The 13513-nt window shown below is 48.2% G+C and carries 7 protein-coding genes; 5 read left to right on the plus strand and 2 right to left on the minus strand.

Annotated features, from left to right (window positions below; all coding sequences use genetic code 11):
- The first annotated feature begins 56 nt into the window (after window positions 1-56).
- Genes OZ401_RS25125 through OZ401_RS25135 form a run of 3 tightly spaced genes read left to right on the plus strand, consistent with a single transcriptional unit; the run spans window position 57 to window position 7350 of the window.
- Entirely contained in the window at window positions 57-926 is an 870-nt protein-coding gene (locus OZ401_RS25125; protein WP_341472152.1) for a hypothetical protein, read from the plus strand.
- On the plus strand, window positions 923-1954 hold the full coding sequence (locus OZ401_RS25130) for a hypothetical protein (RefSeq protein ID WP_341472153.1): 1032 nt from the start codon (window positions 923-925) through the stop codon (window positions 1952-1954). Before OZ401_RS25125 ends, OZ401_RS25130 begins: the two co-directional genes overlap by 4 nt.
- Window positions 1955-1998: 44 nt before the next feature.
- Window positions 1999-7350, plus strand: a complete 5352-nt coding sequence (locus OZ401_RS25135; RefSeq protein ID WP_341472154.1) for a LysM peptidoglycan-binding domain-containing protein — start codon at window positions 1999-2001, stop codon at window positions 7348-7350.
- A gap of 95 nt (window positions 7351-7445) precedes the next feature.
- Here OZ401_RS25135 and OZ401_RS25140 read toward each other — a convergent pair whose 3' ends face one another.
- Together OZ401_RS25140 and OZ401_RS25145 are read right to left on the minus strand one after the other, a co-directional pair.
- Window positions 7446-8306: a transposase gene (locus OZ401_RS25140; RefSeq protein WP_341472155.1), complete on the minus strand. Its 861-nt coding sequence runs from the start codon at window positions 8304-8306 to the stop codon at window positions 7446-7448.
- On the minus strand, window positions 8293-8643 hold the full coding sequence (locus tag OZ401_RS25145; protein ID WP_341472156.1) for a hypothetical protein: 351 nt from the start codon (window positions 8641-8643) through the stop codon (window positions 8293-8295). The genes OZ401_RS25140 and OZ401_RS25145 overlap by 14 nt, the downstream gene beginning before the upstream one ends.
- Before the next feature lie 374 nt (window positions 8644-9017).
- Between OZ401_RS25145 and OZ401_RS26005 the strand changes: the two genes are divergently transcribed.
- Together OZ401_RS26005 and OZ401_RS25150 are read left to right on the plus strand one after the other, a co-directional pair.
- Window positions 9018-9203 carry a CHAT domain-containing protein gene (locus tag OZ401_RS26005; RefSeq protein WP_425607651.1) on the plus strand — a complete coding sequence of 62 codons (186 nt, stop codon included), beginning with the start codon at window positions 9018-9020 and terminating at the stop codon, window positions 9201-9203.
- Between the two features lie 98 nt (window positions 9204-9301).
- Window positions 9302-13471, plus strand: coding sequence for a CHAT domain-containing protein (locus OZ401_RS25150; RefSeq protein ID WP_341472157.1), 4170 nt, complete (start codon window positions 9302-9304; stop codon window positions 13469-13471).
- The last annotated feature ends 42 nt before the right edge of the window (window positions 13472-13513 follow it).

Consider the following 13513-nt stretch of genomic DNA (forward strand, 5'->3'; position numbering starts at 1 on the left):
AATCCGGTTATTTGTTGGGCTGTGTTCAACAGGGGATAGAGAAAGGAACCAAAAAAATGAATCCAATAACAAGATATATATTGGTGGGGCTGGGTATTTTAGCGGTGTTTGCGCTTGTCGCCACGATAATTACGCTGACCTTGCCAAAACATGAGGTGAGTGAAATAGCACTGGCGCCCACTTCCACTGCCGTACCACCTACAACAAGTGCCAGTCCGACCTTGGCTAAAACACAGGTATTCACCGCTACCCCGACAATTGCAGCTGCAACTGAAACGATCCAGGTAGCCACTCCTTCACCTACAACAATAATTAACGGACAACTCAACCTGACCCAGGTTGCGCTGACTGTGAAAAGCCAGACCCTGCTCCCAAAAGCCGGGTCTCTGGCACCCCCAGTGACAGGTGGAAATGGTCTACCTGCAATTGAGGAAAAACCTTACTTATTACCAAACGGAGTTGGGCCTTCAGCCGGGGCGAAAAATTGTCCTAACCCACTCCCTTTACCTCAAATCAGAGAAGATTACATGGCCTATTGGACTGCGGTTCAAAGAGCTCATAAAGAAGTTAATTTTGATATTTTGAAACCTTATCTTGATCCAACTTCAAGAGATGGGCAATATTTCGAGAACGAAAAGAAATACATTGACCAGATGCGCTCCAACGGATATTTCATTGAATACCAAATAATCCATAGTGATCCGTTAAAAGTAAAAATTAATCCTCAATCTTTTGGAAATATTTGCTATGTCCTGGTTATTGACGCAGCACAGGTATCGGCCTTTGGGAAAAAGATGGGCACTAATGAACCTGTTAACGAGAAACAGCCTGTTAAATATCAATTTCCCCCTGGTCACGGCTATATGCTGACACAAAATAATGGTCACTGGATTGTATCCAATGAAGGAGCGGATTCAGACCAATGAGAATAGTGAAATTTTGTCTCGTATTACTAATTTTGGTTATATCCACATTATTAGTAGGTAGCACCTCGGCTTTAGCGCAAACTAAGCACTCAGAAGAGGTGAATGTAGATGTACGCCCAAGAGGAGAAGGTTGGGATGTAACAGTTACTTGGCATGTTAAACTGGTCTCAATTCCTGAGGTTGGTTACAGTGGTTACGGAAGTAATTGGCAAGTGACAGCCAACTACCCACAACCCTATATAAGTTTTTATGAAGTACTAGTAGATAATGGAAGATGCGGCGGTGGTATTGATCCTGTAACCGGACAATACCGTTTTCCCAACGCGGGCTATGCCTTTGTAGTGATAATATTTCCACCAGGCACTTCAGATACAATTGGATCCCTAGCAAGACGTGCCGACGATTGTGGTCAAAACGGGGGAACAAACTTCATCGGTAACCCCGTCATAACTCCCGGGGATTACCAGAGTATTGTCGGTTCAATCTGGACCAGAATAGAGTTACCAGAACTTCAAATCAAAATGAACCCTGGTTGGGGCATTGTAACCGTGCCTGCCTGGACTTGGTTAATACTTGCCCGGAGCGGTGAGTGGTGGTCCGGAACTGATCCTAACCAGGGCGGTGCCCCTTTTGGTGCTACCGTTACTATTCCGCTTCCAAATCAAACTTATCGAGTAGAAGTGCTGGCCGAGGCCAACTGGCTTCTCTGGGATTTTGCCGACCAGTCTGTCAAAAGGTTCAAAAAGACCGAACTGGTTGGGAAACCCTACCCCCAGGTTTCCGCTGTACAGCATCCCTACAACAACGCCATAACCTATTACCCCCAGGTCACCATCCACTACACCCCCCGCTACGCCTGGAATGGCGGGAGTTTTACTGTGTTACCCGACCTGTTTCGTGAGTCGGTCTGGCGGAAAGACGAAGGCTACCGGGTAAGAGAAGCCCAGGTTCAACTGATTGCTCCGGAACCAATGGTATGCCCACCGGAACAATACGAGATAAATTGCGGGAAAGGCGGTAACCCATGAACCTACCGGGAAACATGGAAAAATTGAATAGGAAGGGTTAAGTAATGTTCTCCAGAATAGATAGGAAAAGTAAAGCAGCGCAAAAGGGTGGGATTTCGGTGCTAGAACGAGAGGCTGAAACTCCTCGGAAAAGGCGGAAAAAGGGCCGTGCATCTTCCGACCAGCACCGGTCTTCAATCTTCAAAACCCTTGGTCCCTTCCTATTATATATACTTTTTCTGGTTTTTCTGGCCGGCGCGCTATTGGTTATGGATGGCCCACCCCGTTGGCCCCAGTACGGTTGGGGTGAACTCTGGGAAAAGCTCACCGGGCCGGCCAGCGCCTTTCCCTGGAAATATATGGTTGCCTCAGTGGGCTGGGTAGTGGTGCTATATCTGGCTCTGGCGTTGGGGGCACAACTGGCAGTGAACTTGTTCTACCTGGCCTCGGCCCGCCGGCACCGGGGAATCGCCAGCCCCCTGGCTTCCAGACTGCGGCGAGTAGCAGGTAGCCTTACTCTCTCCCCGGCGCAGCGGGTGGTTGAAGGTCTTCTGGCTGGCCTGGCCTTTTTCTCCTTTGCCACCACCGTGGCAGGCGGTCACCAGGGTTCCGGTCAGCCCGGCATTGGCGCTCCTGCCAATAGCGGAGGAGACCAGGAGGATCCATATTCACCAGCGCTGATGGTAGGTTACAACGGGGCGGCTCAGCCTGCGCAAGAGGATTACCAGCAGGTGCGGAATGAGGCTCAAGCAGCCCAACTTACCGCCCAATTGCAGCCTGATAAAGCCGGTCTAGTGGTGCTAAATGCGCCACTTTTACAGCCTCAGGTAGAGTCCTACCATGTTCAAACCACCACACTGGAATACCAGGTAAAATCGGGGGATTCACTCTGGGCTATTGCGGAGCATTTTTACGGAAATGGTCACCGCTATATGGATATATTTAAGGCCAATCTTGGTAGGGCGGTGGGCGGTGGTGCGCATTTCGGGCAGACGGGCCTGATCCAGCCGGGCTGGGTGTTAATTATTCCTGATGTAGTCACCGAGGGGGTACCGGGTGATCAGGTTTACCCGGCTATAGCCTACCAGACCGGGGGACCGGTAGTGAGCCTGAGCGAATATACAGTAAAGAAAGGGGATTGCCTGTGGGATATTGCGGCCAGGGAGTTAAATGATCCCACCCGCTGGCCCCAAATCTGGCATTTAAATGCCGGACATACCATGGCGGATGGTCGTATTTTTAACGATCCCAATCTGATCCAGCCGGGCTGGAAACTGCTGATGCCGGGGACTACCGCTACCGAAGGACAAAATCAGACGGGACAACCCCAGGAAAAGCCGGTGGGCGGTGACGGACAAAAGACCTCAGGCCAGGATGGTGGTCAGCCCGGCTCGACTACCGGGCAACCGGGTGGCAGTCAGGTGCAACCAGATCCCACTCCTCAAATAACTCCGGTAGCTCAACCCACCCCGCAGCCGGTGAACAGCTCTGCCACCCCGGTCTCAACCGCCACTTCGCTGGCTACTCTTGCGCCGGTAACCACTGGCGGGACAGCGCAAACCAACGTTACCGGTGGTTCCATCCAGCAGCCCCAGACCGGAGAGTGGCCCTGGCTTATGGCTCTGGGACTGGGTGGAGCTGGGGTACTGAGTTTTGGGGGGATAAAGCTGGCCAGGGCATTAGGACTACGCCGCCGATCTGGAGAAATCAAGCCCAGGCTGCGTCTCTGGTGGCAGCGAAATCGGGAAGTCAACCGCTGGGCTCGCCATTCTGGTTTACTACTGGAAAGCTTGCCTGAAGTACCCACTGACCCCAGAACGGGCGAGGTAACCGGCTACGCCACGACCGAACGCCCCCTGGAAATGCTGCGTTTGAAAGTGCATGGCGCCCTGGACGCGGACAAACCAACGCTCGTGTTAAGGCACCTCACGGCGCTATTTGAAAAGGAAGGTTTACCCCGGTTAATGCCGCTTAGTTGTGTGGAGGGTAGTACCACCCTTGCTTTTCTGTTCACCGGCAACCCGCAAGAGCTGTCGGCCTACCTGGAGGCGGATGGCGCAAACGACCTGGAAGACTTACAGGAACAACTTAACCGGGACGAAAAAGACCAAAAAGCACTCGGTAAAATGGTGACTTTCCACGGTAGTGAGGGGTCGCGCAACCGAATGCCCGCCTTGGATACCGGGAGCCGGCAACAGATTTTAAACGAAATGATCTCAGGCTACTTCGGTGGAGTGGCCTGGGTGGAAAAGCAGCGGGGTGGGCTATTAATAACGTTGGAGGATATTGAGTTTAACGACACCTTCGCCCCTCTGTTTCGGCAACCCGGACCGGAAAAAGCTACTCCATCAACTGTAAGAGAAGTCGCCCCCTTCGAGCCAGATACTTTAAATCGATTTGATCCGGCTGAAGAACCGCTCGATCCCTATAGCTTTTACACTCCCGGAGGGGTTTACGCCCGCTCAGAGGCGGTGCAGCCCGAAGACCTGGTAGAAGAGCCGGATGTGGCAGTGCGAGGGGTACAGGCTGAAGCCTTTTCCTCCGAAGTAATGACCGGACAGGGCGAAAAAACCAGGGAAGAAGAGTACGAAACCCTGCCGGACGAAATGCTCCCTTCCGGTTACCTGCTCTTTCCATTAGGAGCCACCGACCCTGAAGCCCTGCGTTCCCCTGAGCCGGGAATACCATCCGAACCGGAGCGGAAACACTACCACCTGTGTCTGGATAATAGCGGTCACTTGCTCCTGGTAGCTCAGGAAGGGGAAGAGGAAGCGCTGACTGTTTTGTATAGCGCGGTTTTGCAACTGGCGGCGGCGACCCAACCTCAGGAACTGGCTCTTTACCTGGTGGATCGCCCAGAGCGTTTAAGTGAAGAAAGGATCGCCGAATTGGTATCGGGTTGGGGCTGTGTAGGAGAAGCGGCTGTGCAATTAGCAGACGAAATAGAGAGTAACCAGCGCATGTTCCAGACCCTCACGGCCTTACCCCAGGTGCAGGGTCTGGTAGCGGGGGACGAGCGTAGTGGGGTGCTATGGCGGCAAGGACTTAGGGCGCTGGTGGAGCAAGCCTACGAATTACTGGTGGCGCGGCGCAGTGTGGCCGGGTCAAATTTACCGCGGATTGGGCTGGTTATCTCAGACCTGGGAGCGGTGGCTGCCCTGGAAGGGGAAAAGCTGGCGCAACTCCTCAGGGAAGGTCCGGCCTACGGGCTTTATGTGCTGGCGGCGGTCAGTTACGAGGCGCTGGTCAAAGAGGTGCTATTACCGGTTGGATTGGAAGGGGCAGGCCAGGCCTGGTATGTGGAGCAGACCCAAAAACTATTCCGCTCTTTGGGGGTATTTGCTACCGGGGACGAAGAAGGCAGCGAAGTGGTCTGGGGCAGTAGCGCTCCAACTCAACTGGAAGGTCACGGGGAAATGTGGCTCAGGGTGGGAGGCAAGAGCGCGGTAAAGTTATGGGGGTTTGGGATCGCTGAAGAAGAGGTAACGGAGTGTGCCGGCCTGCTGGCAGAGCTTTACCGGGCTAAAGAACAGGCAGAAGAAATGCCCGCCAGAGAGCAGATGGAAGCGAGTGCCGGTAATAAATATTATCCGGTCACTGCGGCTGATTTACCCGAATCTGTCAGTGAAGTTGGCGACGACCCGGATTATAGTATAATGCCAGGTACCTCGGAGGGAAAAGCGCGGCTACTTGCAACTGAACACTCCGATTTTGAACTATACGATCCAGCCCAGGCACCGGGTTTGGTAAGAGAGCTTTCACCGAACGGATCAAATAAAACAGCAGAACCAGATATCCACCTGGAGGAGAAACCGCTAAAAGCCCCAAAAGACGGGGTATTACCTTTTACCAAGGATGATTTTCCGGAATCCGGTCACTCTGAGGCGGAGGGTTCCATAGATAAACAAAAACTGACTAACCGGAAAGACCCACCTTCAAAAACTAACCCTGCGCTACTCCAGGCTCTGGAAACTCCCGAACTAATCCCAGGTGGAGATTTAGCTCCACATAACAACAAAACAGTAGTAGCCTCAAATACCGAATTGAACGAAACAACACTACCCGCGCCGGCAGCGGAACTGTCCCAATCCCTCACCCCTGGCATCAGCGAACTGCTGGCAAAACTGCGCTGGGAGCTTTACAGGTGCGGGCTGGTGCAGCCAACCTTATCTTTTTATGTGCTGCACGGGCTTACTATTACCTTCTGCCTCAGACCGGCTCCTCTGAATTACAAACCCGGTAATCAGCGCTTTGCCTATATCTTCCCCGAGAGGGTGGACGTGCTTAAGGTTTACAACTGTATGCAAAACCTTGGTCTTTCTTTTGCCGACCTGTTTGAGCAAGAGGCGCTGGTACTAAAGGATTCCAGCCTCACTCCTCTGGAAGTGGACTCTCTACTGCTGAAACTGCTGGCGGAAGGGCTGAATAGCTGGGAAGACCTGGTAGAATCCGACTGGCCGGACAAATTTAAATTGGAGCGAGATTACCTGGAGCAGGTCGAAAACTGGGTGCAGAACCTGCTGTTACGGTTTGCTTATGGGGCAGAAAGTGCCAATCTGAACGGTCGGGGAGGTAACCTCAGTCTGTCAGAAATGCAACTGCTGGTCTACCTGACTCTTAACCGGTGTGGGGTAAGCCGCGATAGAATTAACGAGGAATTGGGGTTTAACGAGGTGGACGAGCAACGCTTTCGTAAAACTCTGGAAGCGCGCCTACGCCGTACCAGGGAGGGATTGGAGGCAGCGTTGTTACCCTTCCTGAAAGTTATATTCGGGGAGTGGGGTGGGGATTTGAAAGCCCTGGCTCAAACCCTGACTTTTTTCGAGGATGACCGGCGTTTTGGTCAGCTTGGCCTGAATCAGCAGTTTGTCTGGGCAGATTTGTGGGAACTGGAGCGGTTAAGGCACGAGTACCGCTCTACCCCTACCGTCGAAGGCGAGGAAAAGGGGGTTGGAAAGTTGGAAGAGACTTTCCGGCTGGTGGAAGTGCTGGCGACTACCCACCAGGATGGCCAGCCCGGCAGCAAACTCAGACTTTTGGGAGATCTGGGGGAAGACGAACGGAAGTTTGGTTGGGCTACCCTCTGGGAGAGGCGGGAAGAGCTTATAGAATGGTGGTATGAGCTGAACTTTAAGCTGGGGGATTATTACCTGCGTCAGCTAAAGGCGGGACATCCAGAATTCCTTGACCGGGCGTTACTATATTACTGGCAATGCCACCAGGTAAGGCCGGAGCTGGAGGAACCCACTCTGGCGCTAATGGAGATTGGACATGTCAAACGGGATAAAAGAATAATTATCCAGGCTTACCAGAATTACGAACGAAGTTGCCTCAATCTGGAAATGCAGCCCGATGAACTGGTGAAAGAGGAGTATTCCCGCCTGGTTAAATTAAAACGGGTAAAGAAAATTGGCTAATCTTGTGCGAGGTCTGTCAATAAGTTTGGTTCTCCCTCAACTTCAGTGCTAAAAATGCCGGACTGAACTGATATCACTACCTTGCACTTTAAAAATTAAAGATGGAAGAAGTGGGCTAAAGTGCTGGCCTCGGCACCTTCACGAAACTGCTGTTCTAACCAGCTTAAAAGGTTTCGGCGATGCTGCCTTTGTAGCTCGTTTCTGCATTCACCCCAGCTATGGTGAGCTCCTTCAGTGCCCTGGCTCATCTTAAAACGCTCTTCGTCCAAGAATGAGCTCAACAAAGCGATAAGGGTCCAGAACCGCTCCACTCCCACTGCGCTCATCAACTGATAATGGTCGCTCCCTAACAGGTCTTTCGCATCTTCAAAAAAGACCTCAATACTCCACCGTTTAACCAGACAATCCAACACTTCTTGCGCAGTCGCCGCCAACACCGTCGTGCCCCAGTAACGGATTTCGCCAGGCTGACCGGCTAAATGGTAACGCCTTATTACTACTAAAGTGGCTCCCAACTTGGAGACCTTGGTGCGGATAACGTGGACATACACGGTCTGAGGCTTACCCTCGGCTGAACTGGGCCACTGCGCCAACTGCCAGTCGACTTCCTTCAACCCACTGGCATAATCACTCAACCGTTGCCATTCCAGTTCTCCCCTGGCATTCACTACTCTTAGCCGGCGGTTGGACTTTAACTCCCCACTCAAATCCCAGCCACGCTTTCGGCAGGCTTTTCGGAGGGAATGACAGTGAAACCAGCTATCCACTAATACATGGGTGGTCGTGTCCGCTAACGGCTCGAAAGTCGCGAGAGTGTCCACTGCCAGCTCAATTTTACTCTTAAAGGCTACTCCCTCCTTTTCACATACTTTTTTCTGGCGATAGAGTTTGGGTAATAGGGGAGTGCGTTGGTCGAGCACACTGTAAAGAGCGCCGAACAAGCTATGCCCTGGCAATAACTTCTTTTCGTAGTGCAAGCCCTGTTGAGCGATAATAAGAAATGCCTGTGACGAGGGTTTTAGCCTTAACTTTAGGAGGACGTCCTGGTCCTCTTTTAACTTCAGGGTCGAAAGAAGGCTTTAAGTTTTGGGCTTGCTGCTCGGCTTGCACCAGGGGAGCGACCCGCTCTTTGAAACGATCCAACCACCCTTCCGCCAGAGTTTGAGGGGACCACTGCCATTTACTAAAGAAGCGCGACATCCCGGAAAGGGTCAGGTCTGGGCTAACGCAGCGCAACAGGGCGGAAAGCGCGCGACGCTCCTGACATTCCACCAACCCCAAAAGTACGGTCACAAAGTACTTGTACTGGCGGTTAGAAAAAGCAGGGGCGGAACAGGGCCGCGTACTGGCACAGCGCCTCAGCCAGGCATATAATGGGTTTGGGCATGGCGTACCTCCTTCTCATACTCTGATTGTGGTAAACAAAGTATGGGCCTTGGTACACCTGTCCGCAATTTATTCTTCATTAAAAGTGCAAAGGCAGTGATAGTTATTATTAGGTATCTTAAAAAGTCTTATTTTTTTGTCCAATTTCTCGGCTCAGACGCAACTTTAGTCCTAATAGCACTTATCACCCGTACCTTTAAATTTGTAAATTAAAGGACTGTCGATGACGAGCACGAAACTTGCGCCTGAACCAAATTCTCTAACCCATTATACTATAGAGGGTGCCGGATAAGCAGTCTCAAGAAATTATGGTTTCTTTTTACAGTAATTTGCTTGAGGGTAAGCCACGGTACCAGGCTTTGAGAGAGGCTCAACAGTCAATAATAGAAAAGAATCCCCATCCCTTTTTCTGGGCAGCTATTATTTGCCAGGAAGATATTGGCCCAATTGGGGTTTTTAACCACTAATGCCAAAAATAAAGTAAGTTCTATTATTTTTTTAGAGATACGACAAAATAAAAATCTAGCCTCTAACTATTTAAAGAAATGGGTGAGCGAAGACTACAATGAAAAAATTACCACTCCGCGAATTGAAGCATTTTGGTTCTACTCCTGAATTAAAAGATAGAACAATAAAATTAGTTGCTCTTTCATCTGCAAATAATCTAATAGCGGAGGTGTTTGAGCAGGATGAGTCTAATTACCTGCGAATTTTGGATTACTTAACTGGGGAAGTATATAGTTCGTTCGCTTTCAAGAGCTTTTATCCAAAAATTCTAACTTTTTCTCAGAATGGTGACTTATTATTTCTGTTGGAAAGGAAGTCGATTAAAATATTTCGTGTATGGCGGACCTCTGAGAAGAGCTTTAGTTTCCATTGGATTGAAGAGTTTGGTGACTGGGATATAGAGGCGGCAGCCTGGCTTGATAATAAGCAAATCCTTCTGGCAGGAAAAAACTACAACAAAGAAATGTTTATAGCACTTTTAGATCAGGCAACCGGGGCGCTAAAAATACTTCTCGAGAAAAAAATAGAGGAGTATGTGGATGATGTTGCATGCTCTCCGTCAGGATTAGTAGCATTTGCCACAGGTTATGGAAATCAAATAAGGTTGTATCAATTAAATCCTAAAAGAAATTCCTTGATTCAAAAAGATAGCATAATTGTTTTAAAAACTGGCAATTCAATGAAAATTTCTCTTTCAACTGACGGGCAATTTATTATGAGCATTATGACCAGAGGTTCATTTTATGAAGGGCCTAAACTTAAATTATTTAACCAGCAAGGAGAGCTGCTCGATTCTCTGCCAGTAAGTGATTACACAGAAGTTGCCTATAATCACCCTAGCTTCTATATTAAGGAATCTTCAAAATATAGCGCAAGAGAATATAAATTTTATCAAGTTCAAAATCGTAAGTTCCGCCTGTGGTGTAATGTTTGGAATGATCCAGTAAATGATTTAGTAACTAGGGACGGCAAAACATTGGTGGCAATTACTAATGAGCATAACACCATTGTTTATGAACTTGAAGACCCGGATATCCTGCTCCTTAATTTCGATGACAATAAACCTCGGCTTGAAGGGATAACGAATCTTGGAAAACGCCGTTTTGAGCCAGCCACCAAATGGCTTGTTCAACTGCTACAGGGTGAAGATCCTGAAGTAAAAATCGCTGCATGCAAGGCTCTTGAAAAAATCAAAAGTCCTGAGGCTTTATCTCATATCATTCGAGCTATAGGAAGTGAGGAGGACAAAAATCTTCAGAAAGTTTTCAAAAGTGTGCTTTGGAGTTTCCTTTTAAATGATCAAACCACCGCCCTTATTAAAACATTTGAAGCAAAATCCGTATATTCTCGCCGTGGTGCTGCTAAAGTTTTAAATGACAGACCTAATCTGGAGGTTAAAACAGCTTTGTTTGAAGCCGTGTCTGATTCCGATTCGCCAACACGGTTACTTGCAACCCAAGCCCTCCATAAGAAAGCAGATCTCAGAGCATGCGTTTACTTAATGGCACAACTTTATGATGAAGATAAAAAAATAAGGCATGCGGTTCATAAAGCAATAGTAAGAATTTTGAGTGTAAACAACCTTTTTCCAAAAGTGCTAGAAAAAGAGTTTTCGAAACCTTTTGATCTGGTCGTTTATGCCGAAAAGGTAATAAAAACTGGTCGGGTATGCAACTTTGAAAAAATGGACAATACCACTATCGGCAAGTTTTTGACCGGGCTTGGCACAGCCTGCATTAAGAGCGGGAGTCCCCTCCCGTTAATTCTCAATAAGATTGATCGTCTTACCAGCGTTGGAAGACGCGCAACTACACTCGCCCCGGTGGGTATGTCCCTAGTTCTATCTCTTGCTTGTGCTGAAGCGATGTTGCAAGATCAACAATGGAATGCAGCGATTGAAATTTACCGCAATTCACTCAATAACACCAGGTTATTAGAAGCGCCTAATATGGAGTGGCGTATTCACTATGCGATTGGTAAATGTTATGAGGAATTAAAAAAGGACCAGAAAGCCCTGGAAGCTTATCGTTTGGCTATTGGTGTAATAGATCGTTGGTGGTACGCCGTCTTGGACGAAGACAAGCTCCAACACTTTTTTGAGGATAAAGCCCTCTTATATGACCGTGCTGCACTCTGCTCTTTGCGCCTGGGGTACTACGAACTCGCATTTGAATTCGGGGAAAAAGCTAAAACCCGTTTTCTGGGGGATCTGATTGCCCGTCGACAAAAGGATCCAAAGCTACAACTCGAGCGGAGTTTGCGATATTTCTGGGAGAATGTGGGGGACACCAGAAGTTACAGGGTTGGGTTGGCTTCTGCCAGATTACATAAAGCCAGCAAACCAGAAGTAATTTTGTCAGGTTGGGATACCATTCAGGCCGGTGCTGAGGTTGCCAGACCGGCACGACTATTAGCCCTTGAGGATACTATCAAAACCAATACTAATTACCAGTGGCGCCTTGATATGGTAAATGGTATATGGGAGGTTGCTGCCTGGGTGTTAGCCTCAGATGATGGGGAGGTTCGTTCAAATCTGGAAGAGATTTATCAGACACTTCTTCCTTTTTATTGGTGGCGTAGGAATGCGGGAACTAATTTGACAGGGGGTCAGATAGAGGGGCTATTAGACCAATATACGGAAACAGCAGAAATTATTAGAAGGGATAATCCATCAGCACCGTTCTGGGTCTTTCGAGAATTTATATCTTCTCTTGGTGAGGTGCTCAGAAGCCCTCTAGTAGACGGTGGTCCTGAATTCCTTGACGCAATTATGGAGGCTTTAAACTCTATTTTACAAAACGAACCCATTTATGCAGCTTACCCTGAACCATTTGAGATGGAAACTACTGGACCAATACTAGAAATCCGGCAAGGGGGCAGTGAGAACCCGTTCTCTTTAAGTCACAGGTCAACCACTATCGAAACAACAATGCAACAGCATTCGGAAACCGACTGGCGCTATGTTTTTAAACTTGCACGGGGGGAAATATGCACTTATCGTGAGCTTGCCGCTATGTTTATTGGTGAAGCAAATACTGCTTTCTTACAGTTTTTTGTTTCGGAATACGGAACCGTTACCTACCTAGTATTTGGGCAGGATTGTGTACCCAACTCCCCAGACCTGCTACCGGATATAAAAGGTGAGCACGGGATTAAGGTTTTTACAAATAAAAAACTTACCCTATCAAAATTGAAAGAGCAAATGGTGGCAGCTCCTGATAGCTGGTTTAAGTTATATGCTGACAGGCATATTTCCGATGGATTTAACGGTTGGAAGGAAGCATTAGACCGAAAACAACAGTGGCTTTATTCTGAACTAATCGAACCAATAGAATCTGAATTAACGGGGCATAATATAAAACACCTCCAGATAGTCCCGCACCGAGCTTTACATTTAATTCCATTTGCTGCGCTTTATAAAACCCTCGAGAACGGGGACCGGCAGTATCTGATTGAAAAGTTCACTGTTCGGTATGCTCCCAGCGCTACTCTCATGCAAATTTGCCGAGAGCGGTCTTCAAAATTAAAAAGAGAATTTGGATTAACGGCAATTTCAAATCCGACCTGTGATCTCGAATATGCAGAAGAAGAAGTAAATATTATTAAATCATATTTTCCAGCTGCAAAGGTAAAAGTATTAAATGGTAAAACTGCCACCAGGAAAAATTTCCTTAAAACAAAACCTTATTCTGTTTTTCACTATGCTGGCCACGGCAATTACAATTGGAATGATCCATTATTATCAAATATGAGGTTGGCAGGAAACCACTCTCTGGTTTTAGGGGAATTCTTTGATAATAACCTGACTTTTCCTGGAATGAGTCTGGCAGTACTTTCTGCCTGCGAAACCGATATTACTGATCCTGAAGATCTTGCAGACGAGTATCTGGGTCTTACAAGTGGTTTTCTGTTTGCTGGTAGCCAGTATGTACTCGGGACGCTGTGGGCAGTCGACGACTGTTCTACTTTTTTACTAATGCGATATTTTTATCAAAAATGCTTTAGAGAAGGCTTACAACCGCCTGTAGCCTTGCAAGAGGCTCAAAATTGGTTGCGTAAATTAACGATAGAAGAAAGTGCAAGTGAAATTAAAAAATTAGAAAATTATCTGGCAAATGACAGGCATCTTCAACCAATTTTGGAAGAAAATAAAAGCAGTCAAAATGCTGCTAAATATCCCTTCAGCCATCCCTATTACTGGGCCGCGTTTACTCTTTTAGGATTTTAAAGCCGGGTAGCCAAGTGACATTGCTGCCACTCAGCCCCCTAA

Origin of the sequence: Candidatus Chlorohelix allophototropha (assembly GCF_030389965.1) — a bacterium.
Lineage (GTDB): Bacteria > Chloroflexota > Chloroflexia > Chloroheliales > Chloroheliaceae > Chlorohelix > Chlorohelix allophototropha.